The organism is Sagittula stellata E-37 (assembly GCF_039724765.1).
GTDB lineage: Bacteria > Pseudomonadota > Alphaproteobacteria > Rhodobacterales > Rhodobacteraceae > Sagittula > Sagittula stellata.
Map to the genome: position 1 here is coordinate 4,004,389 of NZ_CP155729.1, position 15,021 is coordinate 4,019,409.

General features: G+C 67.2%; 14 protein-coding genes. 8 read left to right on the forward strand and 6 right to left on the reverse strand.

Annotated features, from left to right (window positions below; genetic code table 11):
* Positions 1-191: 191 nt before the first annotated feature.
* Entirely contained in the window at positions 192-794 is a 603-nt protein-coding gene (locus ABFK29_RS19130; protein ID WP_005861341.1) for a response regulator, read from the reverse strand.
* 344 nt (positions 795-1,138) lie between these two features.
* Here ABFK29_RS19130 and ABFK29_RS19135 point away from each other — a divergent pair, with 344 nt between their 5' ends.
* On the forward strand, positions 1,139-1,657 hold the full coding sequence (locus tag ABFK29_RS19135) for a molybdopterin-dependent oxidoreductase (RefSeq protein WP_232281591.1): 519 nt from the start codon (positions 1,139-1,141) through the stop codon (positions 1,655-1,657).
* Between the two features lie 28 nt (positions 1,658-1,685).
* Positions 1,686-4,346 carry a hybrid sensor histidine kinase/response regulator gene (locus ABFK29_RS19140; RefSeq protein WP_005861344.1) on the forward strand — a complete coding sequence of 887 codons (2,661 nt, stop codon included), beginning with the start codon at positions 1,686-1,688 and terminating at the stop codon, positions 4,344-4,346.
* Between the two features lie 291 nt (positions 4,347-4,637).
* Here ABFK29_RS19140 and tsaA read toward each other — a convergent pair whose 3' ends face one another.
* The 3 genes from tsaA to ABFK29_RS19155 form a co-directional block, all read right to left on the reverse strand.
* Positions 4,638-5,105 carry a tRNA (N6-threonylcarbamoyladenosine(37)-N6)-methyltransferase TrmO gene (gene tsaA, locus ABFK29_RS19145; protein WP_005861346.1) on the reverse strand — a complete coding sequence of 156 codons (468 nt, stop codon included), beginning with the start codon at positions 5,103-5,105 and terminating at the stop codon, positions 4,638-4,640.
* Positions 5,106-5,326: 221 nt separating this feature from the next.
* Positions 5,327-6,181 (reverse strand): SMP-30/gluconolactonase/LRE family protein, encoded by an 855-nt coding sequence (locus tag ABFK29_RS19150; RefSeq protein ID WP_005861348.1) that lies wholly within the window; start codon positions 6,179-6,181, stop codon positions 5,327-5,329.
* Between the two features lie 29 nt (positions 6,182-6,210).
* Positions 6,211-6,975: an SDR family NAD(P)-dependent oxidoreductase gene (locus ABFK29_RS19155; RefSeq protein ID WP_005861350.1), complete on the reverse strand. Its 765-nt coding sequence runs from the start codon at positions 6,973-6,975 to the stop codon at positions 6,211-6,213.
* Between the two features lie 171 nt (positions 6,976-7,146).
* Here ABFK29_RS19155 and ABFK29_RS19160 point away from each other — a divergent pair, with 171 nt between their 5' ends.
* The 6 genes from ABFK29_RS19160 (at position 7,147) to ABFK29_RS19185 (ending at position 12,163) form a co-directional block, all read left to right on the forward strand.
* A complete protein-coding gene (locus tag ABFK29_RS19160; RefSeq protein ID WP_005861352.1) occupies positions 7,147-7,386 on the forward strand; it encodes an Lrp/AsnC ligand binding domain-containing protein in 240 nt (79 codons plus the stop codon).
* 77 nt (positions 7,387-7,463) lie between these two features.
* A complete protein-coding gene (locus ABFK29_RS19165; RefSeq protein WP_005861354.1) occupies positions 7,464-8,600 on the forward strand; it encodes an ABC transporter substrate-binding protein in 1,137 nt (378 codons plus the stop codon).
* Between the two features lie 145 nt (positions 8,601-8,745).
* Positions 8,746-9,666, forward strand: a complete 921-nt coding sequence (locus ABFK29_RS19170; RefSeq protein ID WP_005861356.1) for a branched-chain amino acid ABC transporter permease — start codon at positions 8,746-8,748, stop codon at positions 9,664-9,666.
* A gap of 88 nt (positions 9,667-9,754) precedes the next feature.
* Positions 9,755-10,738 carry a branched-chain amino acid ABC transporter permease gene (locus ABFK29_RS19175; RefSeq protein WP_005861357.1) on the forward strand — a complete coding sequence of 328 codons (984 nt, stop codon included), beginning with the start codon at positions 9,755-9,757 and terminating at the stop codon, positions 10,736-10,738.
* Entirely contained in the window at positions 10,731-11,480 is a 750-nt protein-coding gene (locus tag ABFK29_RS19180) for an ABC transporter ATP-binding protein (RefSeq protein ID WP_005861359.1), read from the forward strand. The genes ABFK29_RS19175 and ABFK29_RS19180 overlap by 8 nt, the downstream gene beginning before the upstream one ends.
* Complete coding sequence (locus ABFK29_RS19185; protein ID WP_005861361.1) at positions 11,477-12,163, forward strand: ABC transporter ATP-binding protein; 687 nt, start codon at positions 11,477-11,479, stop codon at positions 12,161-12,163. The genes ABFK29_RS19180 and ABFK29_RS19185 overlap by 4 nt, the downstream gene beginning before the upstream one ends.
* A gap of 34 nt (positions 12,164-12,197) precedes the next feature.
* Here ABFK29_RS19185 and ABFK29_RS19190 read toward each other — a convergent pair whose 3' ends face one another.
* Together ABFK29_RS19190 and ABFK29_RS19195 are read right to left on the reverse strand one after the other, a co-directional pair.
* Complete coding sequence (locus tag ABFK29_RS19190; RefSeq protein WP_005861363.1) at positions 12,198-13,685, reverse strand: SH3 domain-containing protein; 1,488 nt, start codon at positions 13,683-13,685, stop codon at positions 12,198-12,200.
* A complete protein-coding gene (locus tag ABFK29_RS19195; RefSeq protein WP_005861364.1) occupies positions 13,685-14,878 on the reverse strand; it encodes a trypsin-like serine peptidase in 1,194 nt (397 codons plus the stop codon). Before ABFK29_RS19195 ends, ABFK29_RS19190 begins: the two co-directional genes overlap by 1 nt.
* Positions 14,879-15,021 lie beyond the last annotated feature (143 nt).

Below are 15,021 nucleotides of genomic sequence, written 5' to 3' on the forward strand. Positions count from 1 at the left end.
CGGGTTTTGCGCAGGGTCGCCGCACGGCGCGAAACCGGTTCGGGGCGCGGGCTGGAGGGTGGGCCGCTGAAACCGCGAGGTTTCAGTCGGGGCGCACGGAAGGCTGCGCCGCCAGCCTGGAACGGGGACCATCTTCGTCCGCCGCGCGGCCAGGCGGTCACGGGAACAGACGGTGTGGCAAAAAAGTCAGGTCAGGCCAGCCCGCGATCCCGGGCGATCATCGCCGCATGTGTCCTGTTGCGCGCTTCCAGCTTCCGCGACAGCGTCTTGACGTGCAGCTTGACGGTGACTTCCTGCAGGTCGAGGTCGCGGGCGATTTCCTTGTTGGCCTTGCCGTCGCAGATGCCGCGCAGCACTTCCAGTTCGCGCCGCGTCAGCATGCCACCCGCGTCGTCGGGGTCCTTCTGCATGAACTCGATCGGCGCGTAGATCTCGCCCGCCGCCATGAACCGCGCTGCCGTCAGCAGCGACCGCGCCGACAGGGTCTTGGGGATGAACCCCTGTGCGCCGGACTTCAGAGCCGCGTCCGCCACATCGCGCGATGCGCTGCCGGACAGGATCGCCACCGGGCGCCCTTCGTTGGCATCGCGCATCCGCGCCAGCCCTTCCAGACCGTTCATGCCCGGCATATTGTAGTCCAGAAGGACCAGATCGAATGTCCCGGACGTCTTTGCCGCGTTCACCGCCTCTTCAAGCGTCGCGACCGTCTGCACCTCTTCGATGTCAGAACCGTCCAGAAATGCCGCGATCGTTTCCCGCACGAGGTCGTGATCGTCAGCCACCAGAATACGCATTAAACGTTCCCTTCGTCATCGGCGCAGCGCATGAACGCAACGCCCCTCTCCCGTACATCAGGCCAGGTCGGTCGTGTTCCGGTCTTGCCAAAAGAAGCTTAAGACACGATTTATCTGACCCGAACCTGCCAAATGTCCACACCAGCACCGGTAGTACGAAACCTCGTCCAGCCGCAACAGACGCCAACCAGTGACAACATCGTGACAACGCAGCGTTAGCCAGGGTCGCCTCATATACGAATGCGCCTTTTTTATACCTTAACAGTCGGTAGCGCGAACACGCCAGGTAAGCTAGCTTCTACCTTACGCAAACAAGTGCGTGGATTACTTTATCGGAGGTTGCGTTGCTCGGAAAGCGTATTGTCGACTGCGCAAGGATTTTCCTGGCCATCGTTGTCATTGGCTCTGCCGGGCACGCGCAAGAATTGCCGCAGCCCGAAGGCCCCGTGCTGCTGACTGTCATCGGCGACATGCCCGTCACCAATGCCAGCGGACGGGCGGAGTTCGACCGCGAGATGCTCGAAGATCTGGGCATGCGCGAAGTCGAGACATCGACCATCTGGACGGATGGCACGCAGGTCTTCGCGGGTCCGCCGCTCAAGGCGATCATGGATCGGCTGCAGGCCAAGGGCAGCACGCTCCGTGCCGTGGCGGTCAACGACTACGCCATCGAGATCCCGTTTTCGGACGTCAGCGACGACACCGCGATTCTGGCGATCGAACGCAACGGAGAGCCCATGTCCGTCCGCGAAAAAGGTCCTTTGTGGGTCATCTATCCCTACGACAGCGATCAGCGCTTCCGGACGGAGACCTACCATTCGCGCAGCATCTGGCAACTTGATACGATCGAAGTCCTTCCCTGACATGCGCTGGTTTTGTTAAGGGCGTGGCGTGACCAGCCACCGGACCTCCTTCTCTATTTCGCGCAGCACGCTGGTGCGCCGCATCCTTGCGGCCTCCGTGATCGCGGTGCTTATGGCGGTGATCGTGGTCCTCGGCCTCGAAGTGCCTCGTCAGCTTGCGCGGCTGGACGAGTCCGCCGCCGAAAACGTCCAGTGGACCATCGGCCAGGCCGAGACCGAAGTCATCGCTCTGGAACTGGCGGCGGCGCACGCCATCAGCGATCCGGATGACCCTGCCGGGCTCGACGAAGTGCGCTTGCGCTTCGACATCGCCTACAGCCGGATCGAAACCCTCCAGCGCGCAAAGGTGCTGGAGGAGCTGCGCAGCGGCGACGAGGTCGACAACGAACTGACGGCCGCGGTGGACTTCCGCGACAAGTGGGTCAGCGTCATCGACAGTCCCGACGACGTTCTTCGGGCTGCACTGCCGGACCTGCTCGACGCGGCGCAAGAGGTACGGACGGACCTGCGGCGTCTCGCCCTCAGCGGTATCGCCTTTTTCGCCCGGGTCGGCGACATGCGCCGGGAAGAGATCATCAACACCCTCTTCAGCATCGGTCTGATGACCATTGCGCTGGTCGGAATCCTGCTGATCCTGATCTCTGCGGTCCTGCGGCTCGCCCGGCAGCGCGAGGGCGAGGCGCAGGCCAACTTCGAGACACGGCGGAGGATGGAGACGATCATCTCGACCTCGCTCGACGCCGTGGTCGCGGTCAGCCGGGAAAACCGGATCATCGAATGGAACGGCGCGGCGGAACGCGTCTTTGGCTACACCCGGGCCGAGGCGATCGGGACCGACATGCCCACTCTTATCGTACCACCGCACTTCCGGGAGATGCACCGTTCGGGCATGTCACGCTACTTGAACGACGGCGAACCGCGCGTCATCGGTCGCGGCATCGTCCAGCTTGAGGCCATGCGCAAGGATGGCACGGTCTTTCCGGTGGACCTGTCTCTCGCCAAGGCAAACAGCCCGACGGGAGAGATCTTCGTCGCCTTCCTGCGCGACATATCCGACCGGGTGCGCAGCGACGAGGCGCTGCGCCGCGCCCGCGACCGCGCCGTCGCCGGCGAAAAGCAGAAGGCAGAACTGCTGGCCGTGATGAGCCACGAGATGCGCACCCCGCTGAACGGCATCCTCGGCACTCTGGAATTGCTGGAGGCCGACAGCCTCCCGGCAGAGGACCAGCGCTACCTGCGCATCATCCGGCAGTCGAGCGAGATCCTGCTGGGCCATGTCAACGAGGTGCTCGACATCTCCCGGCTGGACGCTGGCAAGATGACCCTGCGCAAGACCCGCTTCGACCTCGTGGCGCTGCTGGAAGAGATCGTCGAAAGCCAGGCCGACCGCGCACGCGCGCAGGGCAACTTGCTGACGCTGCGCCCGCCCAACCCGGCCCTGCACGAGGTCTACTCCGACCCCGACCGACTGCGGCAGATCCTGCTGAACCTCGTGTCGAACGCGATCAAGTTCACCGCCGGCGGCCGGATCATGATCGAGGCCGACTGCGATTCCGGCATGGACGATTGCGAGCTGCGGGTGATCGACACCGGCGTCGGCATCAAGCCGGACGACCTGGCGCGCATATTCGACGACTTCGTGACCATCGATTCCAGCTATGGGCGGCGCAACACCGGCACCGGCCTGGGTCTGAGCATCTCGCAAAGGCTCGCCACCGCTCTGGGGGGCGAACTGGGCGCCGAGAGCGAACCGGGGGACGGCTCCGTCTTCTGGCTGCGGCTGCCCCTTGCCCCGCCGGTCGGCGCCCCGGTCGCGCGCCCCCGCGCAGCAAATGCCCCTGCCCCCGCTCCGGTCCTGCCCCCGCTCGACGTGCTGCTGGTCGAAGACAACGCCATCAACCGCGAGGTCGCCCGGCACATGCTGCAGCGCGACGGCCACAAGGTGACCGAGGCGCACGACGGGCGCGAGGGCGTGGAAGCGGCGCAGACGCGGGACTTCGACGTGATCCTCATGGATATCTCGATGCCCGGTATGGACGGTATCCAGGCGTCGCGCGCGATCCGGCAATCCGGCGGCCACAGCGTGGCGACACCGATCATCGCAACCACCGCCCATGCCATGCCGGAAGAAGTGCGCGCCTTTCACGCCGCCGGCATCGCCACTGTCCTGACGAAACCGATCAGCGCCAACGCGCTGCGGCAGTCGCTGGCCAGCGTGCTTGCCCCGGAACGCCTGCCCGAGGCACCGCCGCCCGCCGCGCCGCATGAGACGCCGGCCAACTCGGCACCGTCGGCGGGAACGCACGCCGCGCTGATCGACCTCGCGCATCTCGACGAAGTGCGCGAGGACCTGCCGGAAGACAAGCTTGCCGCCGCCCTGCACACCTTCGCCTGCGAGCTCGAAGATTTCATGTCGTCGCTGTCGGTCGACGAATTTGCCGGGACCGATGCCGCCGAAACGGCAAAACTGGGAGCGGAGGCGCACCGTCTCGCCGGGTCGTCCGGCGTCTTCGGGGCGCTGCCACTGGCCGATGCCCTGCGCGCCTTCGAACGCCATGCCCGCGCGGACGACAAGACGGCCCTCGCCTCCGACGCGGCGGCGCTGCAGACGACCTGGCGCGAAACCCGTGCGGCTCTCCGGGCCGAAGGGCTGGACACCGCTGCCCCCGCCCCCGGTGCCCCGACCTGAACCAAGTCGGGAGGCGCGTGTCATGTAGCGCCAACCGGACCCCCAACGCCGGGTATCGCCGCCCGAGGCAACCGCGAAACTGCCCGGGCACCGGTGCCACGGCGCGGATCCGGCCGAACCACGGAAGCAGGCAAGATCCCGGCGCCCGGCTGACAACGACCGGCCACAGGATCTGCCGCCCGAGCAAGGCCCGCCACGAAGCCCCCGGCACGGCGAGTCGCGGCGCCGGTTCCTAGACAACCCGCCCGCGAGGGAGCCGTCTCGATCACCATGGTACTACGGGCCGTCTGTCTAACGGGGTTCCTTGCCGCAGCGGATCGGCTTGATGTCCAGAAGCGGCGTTCCGTCCAGACAGTCCAGCCCGCGCACCACCAGCCGCGCACCCTCTCGCCGCAAGAGTCGCACGGAGGAGACCCCTAGCGGGTTCGGCCTGAGCGGCGAGCGCAAGGTAAACGTGCCGCGTGCGGCGTCCTCGCCCCTGCGCTGCTGGGTCAGGAGGTCGCGCCGCGCCTGATGGAGCCAGTAGATCAGTTGCAGGTGGTCCTGCGCCTCGATCCCTTCAAGCGCGGAAAGATAGGGGGCACGGAGATCAACGAAGCACTCGGGCCCCTCCTCCATGTCGCCCTGATGCGGGCACAGGCTGCGTTCGGTGAAGGGGGTGCGCAAGACCCCGATGAATCGCAGGCCCGCGTCATCCGCCGGAGGCAGATCGGCCCGCGTCTCGCCGGGTCGTTGCGCATCGCCGTGATGATCCGCCAAGATCCTAACCTTCCGCCTGTTTCGCCACGAAGGCGGCGCAAAGCCCCGCCCTACAGAATGTCGCCCCGGCCGGAACGGGCTGTCAATGACCCGGCCCTCCGCGAGCTCCCGAACCGCCCAACCTGCGCCACCTGCGCAGGGCGACCGGGGTCAGACGCCGCCGCATTCGATGCCGCCCCTACCGCAGGCTGCAGGCTCTACGCCCCAGCATCCGATGCCGGTCAGATGATGACGCGATGCTCTGCCTGTCCCTGCACGCCGTCGAGGTCGGCATAGAAGGTCTGGCCCGCCAGCGCGTCGTCCGGCTGGCCGGTGGATGCGGACGTCACGAACAGCCGCCGCCGCCCCGGTCCGCCGAAGGACGGGCAGCTTACCTGGATCGCGGGCAACGGCAGCGAGCGGATGAAGCCGCCATCCGCGCCGTAGCAGGACACTTGCGACGACCCCCACTGCGCCGTCCACAAGCGCCCCTCCGTGTCGATCACCGCGCCGTCCGGCTTCACCACCGGCTTATCGGTCATGTCGATGAACACCTCGCTCTCGCCCACGGGCCAGCCGTCGGCGTCCAGCGCCACCCGGCGCACCTGTCGCGTCGGCGTGTCCGCGAAACAGGCCGTGCGCCCGTCCGGGGCAAAACAGATCGCGTTTGTCACGGTGATGTCTGGAAACAGGAGGCGCAGCTCCCCCCGATAGTAGCGGTAGATCGACCCCGCGCCCTTGCCCTGCGCATAGCCCATCGTTCCGATCCAGAACCCGCCCTGCGGATCGGCCCGCCCGTCGTTCGACCGGTTGTCGGGATTGTCCGCTTCCAGGTCGATCAGATGCTCTTCGGTGCCCGCCTCGATATCGAATAGGAACAGGTCTCGCTCGGAGGCGACCAGCAGGCGGTTGCCGTCCACCCAGCCCGCGGCTGAGACCGCGCGGTCGAAGGACCACTCCCGCTGGCCCGTGCCGTCATGTTCGAACAGCTTGTGGCCAAGGATGTCGAACCAGAAGAAAGTTTCGCGCTCCGGATGCCAGAGCGCCCCCTCCCCGAGGATGCATTTCGTGTCGGACAAGACCTTGACGTCTGCCATTCCGCTTTCCCTCCCGCGTGATGTCGGCGCTACCCTGCCACCGTCACCACACCGCCGTCCACCGCCAAACACTGGCCGGTGATCGCCCCAGATGCGGCGGAGGACAGGAACAGCACCGGCCCGACGATGTCCTCGGCGCTTAGGTGACGCGGCAGGCATTGCCGCCCGAGAATACCCGACAGCGCGTCCGGCGTGGCCCAGAGCCGAAGCTGCCGCTCGGTCAGCACCCAGCCTGGGGCGACAGCGTTCACCCGGATACCGTCGGCGCCGAACTCGCGCGCGTGGCCGCGTGTCATCGCCGTGATCGCGCCGTTGGCGGCGGTGTAGGCGGGCAGGTCGGCCATGCCCATCATGTAGCTGATCGAACTGAAGTTCACGATTACCCCGCCCCCGAGGTCGCGCATCATCGGCACCACCGCCTGCGTGGCAAAGAAATAGGCGTCGAGGTTGACCGCAAGCGCCGCGCGCCAGGCCTCTGCATCGGTCTCCAGCGTGGCGTGGCGGTTGTCGTTGGCGGCGTTGTTGACCAGCACGCGCACCGGTCCCTGTTGCTCGGCGGTCCGGTCGATGGCCGCCTGAAGCGCCGCGGTGTCGGTCACATCGCAGGGCAGGAACTCCGGCGCCCGCCCATGTTTCGCTGCCATCTCGGCGCAGAACTCCCGCGCGTCGGAGCGCTGGACGAAGGTGACCCGCGCGCCCTGCCCGAGGAACCCGTCCACCAGAGCCGCGCCTATCCCCGAACCGCCGCCCGTGATGAACACCGAAGTTCCGTCCAGATCGTCGTACCGTGCCATACTCACTACTGTCTCCACTGTCGAACCCGGCGGACAACCGCGCCCGCCCCGGCACCGAGACTGACGGCACGCCCCCTGTTCCGCAAGAGCGTCCGGGGGGTGGCGCTGGCCCGCGTTTTCCGCTCTAGTCGGGACGAACCGCCCCGCACCGGGGCCCAACGGAGCCCGATCATGACAACCTGCGTCTTCGTCCAGATCCGCTGCACGCCCGGCACCGCCTACAAGGTCGCCAAGGATATTGCGCTGCGCGAGGTCCACTCGGAGCTGTTTTCCACCAGCGGAGAGTTCGACCTGCTGGTCAAACTCTACATCCCCGAGGACGAGGACATCGGCAAGTACATCGCCGAGAAGATCGCCAACGTCGAGAACATCCAGCGCACGCTGACCACCTTGACCTTCCGGGCCTTCTGATCCGCCCACCATCCGATGCATTCGGACCAACACCAAAACGACAACAAGACGACAACAAGAACACAGGGAGATAAACCATGAACCGCAGAACGCTTGCGCTGACCACCGCGCTCGGCCTTCTGGCCGCCCTGCCCGCCGCGGCAGAGGTCAAGGTCGGCATGATAACCACACTGTCCGGTGGCGGCGCCTCGCTGGGGATCGACACCCGCGACGGCTTCCTGCTGGCGATCGAACAGGCCGGCCGCGACGACGTGGAGGTCGTGGTCGAAGACGACCAGCAAAAGCCCGAGGTGGCCGTGCAACTTGCCGACAAGATGATCCAGTCGGAGAAGGTCGACGTGCTGACCGGCATCGTGTGGTCGAACCTCGCCATGGCCGTCGTGCCGGCGGCGACCGCGCAGGGGCTGTTCTACCTCTCGACCAACGCGGCCCCGGCCCAGCTGGCCGGCGCGGGCTGCAACCCGAACTACTTCTCGGTGAGCTACCAGAACGACAACCTGCACGAGGCGGCGGGCGCCTATGCCACGCAGGAGGGGTTCCAGAAAACGTTCATCCTCGCGCCGAACTACCCGGCGGGGCAGGATAGCCTGAACGGCTTCAAGCGGTTCTATGAAGGCGAGCTGGCTGGCGAGATCTACACCACGCTGGGCCAGACCGACTATGCCGCCGAGATCGCGCAAATCCGTGCGTCGGGCGCGGATTCGGTCTTCTTCTTCCTGCCGGGCGGGATGGGCATCTCGTTTCTGAAGCAATACGCGGATTCCGGTGTCGATCTGCCGCTGGTGGGTCCGGCCTTCAGCTTCGACCAGAACATCCTGCAGGCCGTCGGCGACGCGGCGGTGGGGGTGAAGAACACGTCCTCCTGGTCGAAGGACCTCGACAACGCCGCGAACGCCGCCTTCGTCGACGCCTACTCCGAGAAGTACGGGCGCCTGCCGTCGATCTACGCGGCGCAGGGCTATGACACGGCGAACCTGCTGCTCTCGGCCATCGACAAGGCTGACGTGAACGACGACGCGGCCTTCGGCGCGGCGCTGAAGGAGGCAGATTTCGACTCTGTGCGCGGGTCGTTCTCCTTCGCGGCGAACAACCACCCCATCCAGAACCTTTACACCCGCGAGGTGATCAAGGAAGGCGACGTCTTTACCAACAAGATCGTCGCCACCGCGATGGAGAACCGCGACAACGCCTACGTCGGCGACTGCAAGATGTGACCCGGTCGGAGGCGGCGCGAAGCCCCGCCCTACGGACCGTTCCGCCCCCTGTTTCGGTGACCGCACCGTGACCCGGGGGCGCGGCGGCGTGTAGGGCGGGGCTGTTGCGCCGCCCGGCCCCGGTCCGACGCGCCAGGATCCCCCCATGTCCCCGACCCTCATCGCAGAGCAGGTCCTGAACGGCCTGCAATCCGGCATCATGCTTTTCCTGATGGCCGCCGGCCTCACGCTGATCTTCGGCGTGATGGGGCTGATCAACCTTGCCCACGGATCGCTTTACATGGTCGGCGCGTTCTGTGCCGCCGCGACGGCCGCCGCCACCGGCTCCTACGCGCTGGGGCTGGTCGGGGCGCTGGCGGGAGCGGCCGCCGCGGGCGCGCTGATCGAACTGGCGGTGATCCGAAGGCTTTACGGCCGTGATCACCTGGACCAGGTGCTGGCCACCTTCGCGCTGATCCTGATCTTTTCGGAAGGAACGCGGTGGCTTTTCGGCTCCTTTCCTCTGTATCTCGACGTGCCACCCGCCCTGTCGGGGCCCGTCACCCTGCCCTTCGGCATCCAGTACCCGCTCTACCGGCTGACCCTGATCGGCGCCGGACTGGCTCTGGCGGCGGCGCTGTTCTGGCTGATCGGGCGCACCCGGCTGGGCATCCGCATCCGCGCGGGCGAGAACGACCGCGAGATGATCGCCGCCCTCGGCGTGAATATCGATGCGCTCTACACGCTGGTCTTCGCGCTTGGCGCGGCGCTGGCCGGGCTGGCGGGAGCGCTGGTGGGCACGCTCCAGTCGGTGCAGGTCGGCATGGGCGAGCCGGTGCTGATCCTCGCCTTCGTCACCATCGTCATCGGCGGCATCGGCTCGATCAGGGGGGCGCTGGTCGGGGCGCTTCTGGTCGGGCTGACCGGCACGCTGGGCAGCGTCTTCCTGCCCGAGTTCTTCAAGCTGTTCATGCCGCCGTCGGAGGCCACGCAGACCGGGTCCGCACTGGCCTCCATGGCGATCTACATCCTGATGGCGGCGGTGCTGGTCTGGAAGCCCACCGGGCTTTACGGGGTGCGGACATGAGTTGCCGCGGTGCTGAACCGGTGAGCGGGCGACCTGTGGCATGTGTCGGCATGAGTATTTGGAAAGCAGAGAAACAGGGGCTCCACGCATGAGCCGGGAGGGGTGGCTGAACATTGCGGTGCTGCTCGCACTGGTTGCCGTGCCTGGATGGGCACTGGTTGCGGATGAGCCGTTCACCATCACGCTGGCCACGCGTGCAGTGATCCTGGCACTGGCGGCGGCCGGGTTGAACATCGCTCTCGGCGTGGGCGGGCTGGTCAGCCTTGGCCATGCGGTGTTCTTCGGGCTGGGCGGTTATGCCATGGGCATCCTCGCCTTCCACGCGCAGAGCTACGCGCCGATGGAATTCTTCGGGGTGAGCGTTCCGGGCACCAAGGCGATGCCGGTGATCTGGCTTGTCGCGCTGGTCGTGTCGGGACTGGCGGCCTTTTTCATAGGGCTGCTGGCGCTGCGGACCTCCGGCGTCTACTTCATCATGATCACGCTCGCCTTCGGGCAGATGTTCTATTTCTTCTCGATCAGCTGGGCGGCCTATGGCGGCGAGGACGGCGTGTCGATCTATGTCCGCAACGGCTTTCCCGGGTTGAACACGCTGGTGCCTATCCAGTTCTACGGTCTGTGCCTTGTCGTGCTGCTCGCGGTGCTGGCGCTGACGGCGGCGCTGATGCGCTCGCCCTTCGGCCTGGCGCTGAACGCCGCGCGGCAGGCGCCCGAGCGGGTGCGGGCCGTGGGCCTCGATCCGGTGCGGCTGCGGCTGGCTGCCTTTACCCTGTCGGGCGCGGTCACCGGGCTGGCGGGCGCGCTCTTTGCCGACCTCAACCGGTTCGTTTCGCCCTCGATGTTCTCCTGGCAGCTTTCGGGCGAGTTCATCGTCTTCATCATCCTTGGCGGCACCGCGCGGCTGTTCGGGCCGGTGATCGGGGCGGCAATCTTCGTGCTGATGGAGCACTGGCTGGGCCAGCTGTCGGAATACTGGCACATCTGGTTCGGCCTCTTGCTGCTGGCTGTCACGCTCTGGGGCCAGGGCGGCGTCATCGGCCTTTTGACCGGGAGGGCGAAGGCGCATGACTGAGCCCGTGCTGGAAACCCGCAACCTGCGAAAGGCTTTCGGCGCGCTGACTGCGACCGACGACGTGTCGCTGACGCTGCGCGCGGGCGAAATCCACGCCCTGATCGGCCCGAACGGCGCGGGCAAGTCGACGCTGATCGCGCAGGTCTCGGGCGCGCTGGCGCCCGACGCCGGGTCGGTGCTGCTCGAAGGGCGCGACGTCACCGCACGGGACACCGCGGCGCGCGCGCGGGCGGGGCTGGCCCGCACGTTCCAGATCAGCCAGCTCGCTATGGAGGACACCGTCCTGCAGAACGCCTTGCTTGGGGCGCTTGGCCAGTCCGGACGGCCCTGGCGGTTCCTGCGGCCCGCCCTCGCCGACCGCTCACTGCGCGACCGGGCGGAGGCGGCGCTGGAACGCGCAGACCTCGCCGATTTCGCCGCCACCCGCACCGCCGACCTGTCGCACGGGCAGCGGCGGCAGCTCGAGATCGCGGTGGCGCTGACGTTGCAACCGAAGGCCTTCCTGATGGACGAACCGATGGCGGGCCTCGGGATGGAGGGCTCTGCCGCGCTGACCCGCCTTCTGGACAGCCTGCGCGCCGAGGCACCCATCCTGCTGGTGGAACACGACATGGACGCGGTCTTTGCGCTGGCCGACCGGATCTCTGTCCTGGTGTATGGCCGGATCATCGCCACGGGCACGGTCGACGAGATCCGGGCCGATGCAGCCGTGCGCGACGCCTACCTGGGGGAAACCGCGTGAGCCTTCTGACCCTCGACTCCGTCAGCGCCCGCTACGGCGCGTCGCAGGCGCTGTTCGGCGTCTCCTTCGCCTTGGCGGAGGGCGAGGCGCTGGCGCTCATGGGCCGCAACGGCATGGGCAAGACGACGACCGTCCGGGCGATCTGCCGGATGGTTGCGACCGGCGGCGCGATCGACTTTGCAGGGCACGACCTGACCCGGCTGAAGCCGCACCGCGCCGCCCGGCTGGGCATCGGGCTAGTGCCGGAGGGGCGCCGTTGTTTCGCCGACCTGACGGTGGACGAGAACCTGCGCGCCGCCGCGCGCCCCGGGCCGTGGGACAGCGCCGCTGTGGCCGGTCTGTTCCCCCGGCTGGCGGAGCGGCAGCAGCAGGTGGCGCGGTCGCTGTCGGGGGGAGAGCAGCAGATGCTGGCCATTGCGCGGGCGCTAATGACCAACCCCCGGCTCATGATCCTCGACGAGGCGACGGAGGGTTTGGCCCCACTGATCCGGCAGGAGATCTGGGGCGCGATCCGCAGGCTGAAGGCGGAAAGCGGCATGGCGCTCCTGGTGATCGACAAATCGCCATCGGAGCTGTCCTCGGTCTGCGACCGGGCGGTGGTCTTGGAACGCGGGGCCGTGGCGTGGCAGGGCCGCTTTGGCGAGATGACCGGGGCGGTGAAGCAGCAGTTCCTCGGGATCTGATCCGGCGTGCATCGGTACGTACGTCAGGCGTCGGCTACTGGAACCCCTTCGGGCGCACCATGAAGTCCCATCCCTGCAGCGCGGGCACGTCGATGTAGCGCGCGCTGCCCCAGCCCGACATGCCGTTCGCAGCGACCCTGTACCAGACACCCTGACCGTCGGGGCTGAGCGCGCAATCCTCGACCTCGACCGGCGTGCCCGCGTCCAGGACCGTGACGCGCTCGCCCCCCGGCGCGTCGCGCAGCGTCAGGTTCGTGGGCAGCACCGCGCCGCTCCAGTCCAGCGCGTACTCCGGCGCCCCGGGCGGCGCGCCCTCCCAGCGGTAGGCATCGGGGCGCTCCTCTTCGAGGAAGGCGTTGGTGTCGTCCCAGCGGTAGTATGTGTGCGTCATCCGACCGCCGTGGCAGCCAAGGCTGTCGGCCAGCAGCGCGCCCGTCGCCGGAGGCAACCGGCCCACGTAGCCCTGCGCCTGTTCCGACCGGCACCAGCCAGACGGCACGTCCTGCGGGCAGTCGCCGATGGCCGAAACCCCGAGCGTACCGCCCTCAAACAGTTCCGCCGAGCAGCCATGCGTCGTGATCCTGCTGGCACCGACCTGGCGGAACAGCTCCTCGACCGGGGTGTCGTCGGGGAACTGCGAATAGGCCTGCACCGGCCAGAACTCGTATTCCGCCGCAATGAATTCCCGCCCGGCGGAATACGCCTGATACTGGCACATGTTCAGCACGTCGCGCTGTGTCAGACCCGAGGCCGTCAGAGGCGTCGACCCCACCGGCCCCGCCACCGGCACGAAGTCCATGAAGCGCGTCACAAGCCCGCCTTCCAGCAGGAAGAACTGATCCGGGCGGCGATAGAACAGCGCGTTCTGCACCAGCGCCGTCGGCGCCACCCGGTTGCCGATCAGCGCCATGTACTCCGACATGACCTCGTAGGTCAGGTCCATGGCACGGGCGATCTCCGTCTGCTGGCTCTGCTGATCGGTCGGCACGAAGGGCATGTGGAACCCCAGCCGCGCGCCCATCTCGACAAAGCGCACGGACATGCCGCTGTCTCGCGGCAGGGCGGAGGTCGCAAAGGCGACGGCGCAGGCGGACATGCACTCCTGTCCGGCCAGCACGACCACACCTGTCAGGTAGGGATCGCCGTTGCCCTCCCGGTATTCCTTCAGGACCTTGCCCATCCGGACGCCTTCGAGGAAATTGCCGCCGGGTGAGTTCATCACCACGAGGAACGGCCCCGCCGTTTCGTATGGCCCGATCAGGGAGGAGAGCTTCTCGGCATCGCCCGCCTCGATCACACCGTCGATGCCGATGATCTTGAACGTCTGCCCCCAAAGGGTGGTCCCGCCCCCTTCGGTCACGAGGATCGGCCCGTCATCGCCCAGCGAATTGCGCTCTCCATAGACCGGGCGGATCTGCGCCAACCGCCCAGCCAGTTCGGGCTTCAGCCGGATCTCCGCCGCAGCGGCCATCCCGGCCCATGTGACAAGCGCCAGCAGGCCCCCCGCAACAGCGCGCCGCATCACCGGACCTCGAACGTGCGGAAGGCGTAGCCCACCGGCCCCGCTCCACTGGCCACCTCGCCCGAGGTCTGCCCCGCCGAAAGCGACGCCACCACGCCGCGCAGCGCATCCTGCAATGCCGCAGGCTCCGTCAACCCGCCCGGTCCGCACAGGAACCCCAGCTTGTGGGCGCCCTTCTCGTCGCCCTCCTCGATCACCAACCCGTAGCGTCCGCCGGGCGAGATCTGGTAGCGCACCTGCCCCGGTCCCAGCGGCACCTTCTGGAAGAAATCGAGCGGGATCGGCGTCAGTTGCGACGACGGGCTCAGCGCCACGAAGGCGGGCGTGCATGCGTCCGGCATGTCGGCCACCACGGACACCTCCTGCCCCACATCAAGCGCGTCCGGGTACAGCGTCATCACCAGCGGCAGAGGCTTGTCCCGCGCAGGCGGCGCCGCCTTCAGCACCTTCGAGTGCGACAGGATCATCGTCATCGGGATACCGAAGTTGATCCCCACCCTGCTGTTGCCCGAGTTGTGCAGTCCGACAACCTGCCGGGCCGAGGAATCGATAATCGGCGAGCCCGAGTTGCCCCCGAGCGTGTCACAGGTGTGGCGCAGCCGGTTGTCGTTCATCGGCGGATCGGCGGCGCGGCAGCCCTCGCGGCTGATGTGCTGCGACTTGCCCATGGGGTGGCCAATGATCCAGTAGGGCATCCCCGGCCTCAGCGGCGTCGCCGCCAGCGGCAAGGGGGGATACTTGCCCGCGGGGTTGCCCGTCACCTCAAGCACCGTGTAGTCGAGGTCTTCCGAGGTCTCCACCGGCTCCGGGTTGACCGAAAACCGCTCGGCCTCTTCCATGCGACCGGGTTCGTGAAAGCCCGCCAGCCAATCCACCGCCAGAATCTTCGTCGCGTTCACCCGCTCGTCCTTCAGCACCCCCGGCACGCAGTGGTGGTTGGTCAGCAGGTACTTTTCGGACACGAGGAAGGCCGTGCAGGGGAACGTGCCCCCGTCGGTCGATATCGACAGCATCCCCACGCCGCGCCCCATTTTCCGGAAATCCGCCTGTTCGTCGTAGGTCGAGATCGGCTCGTTGTTGTAGCCCTGGACCGCAACCTCGTTCTCGATCCCCAGCCAGTCCTCCTGCGTCGACTGCGCCGTGGCCGCCCCCGCCGAAAGCACGGTCGCCACGATTAATCCGGTCAAACGCATGAACACTTCTCCATTCCAGATCCTCCCCCGGCCCTGCCATACGGCAAGGCCTTGCCCTTGCGTAAAAAAGCACGGAACACCGGCCTGCGTCCACGGTGGAATTCCGCACGGGTCTTCGCTATCCTTGATCCAGCAATCTCCAG

Bases quoted from the DNA above. Each gene is read 5' to 3' on its own strand.
- ABFK29_RS19130 (WP_005861341.1), bottom strand. From the start codon at position 794: ATGCGTATTCTGGTGGCTGACGATCACGACCTCGTGCGGGAAACGATC.
- ABFK29_RS19150 (WP_005861348.1), bottom strand. From the start codon at position 6,181: ATGGCAGACGTCAAGGTCTTGTCCGACACGAAATGCATCCTCGGGGAG.
- ABFK29_RS19155 (WP_005861350.1), bottom strand. From the start codon at position 6,975: ATGGCACGGTACGACGATCTGGACGGAACTTCGGTGTTCATCACGGGC.
- ABFK29_RS19160 (WP_005861352.1), top strand. From the start codon at position 7,147: ATGACAACCTGCGTCTTCGTCCAGATCCGCTGCACGCCCGGCACCGCC.
- ABFK29_RS19165 (WP_005861354.1), top strand. From the start codon at position 7,464: ATGAACCGCAGAACGCTTGCGCTGACCACCGCGCTCGGCCTTCTGGCC.
- ABFK29_RS19170 (WP_005861356.1), top strand. From the start codon at position 8,746: ATGTCCCCGACCCTCATCGCAGAGCAGGTCCTGAACGGCCTGCAATCC.
- ABFK29_RS19175 (WP_005861357.1), top strand. From the start codon at position 9,755: ATGAGCCGGGAGGGGTGGCTGAACATTGCGGTGCTGCTCGCACTGGTT.
- ABFK29_RS19180 (WP_005861359.1), top strand. From the start codon at position 10,731: ATGACTGAGCCCGTGCTGGAAACCCGCAACCTGCGAAAGGCTTTCGGC.
- ABFK29_RS19190 (WP_005861363.1), bottom strand. From the start codon at position 13,685: ATGCGGCGCGCTGTTGCGGGGGGCCTGCTGGCGCTTGTCACATGGGCC.
- ABFK29_RS19195 (WP_005861364.1), bottom strand. From the start codon at position 14,878: ATGCGTTTGACCGGATTAATCGTGGCGACCGTGCTTTCGGCGGGGGCG.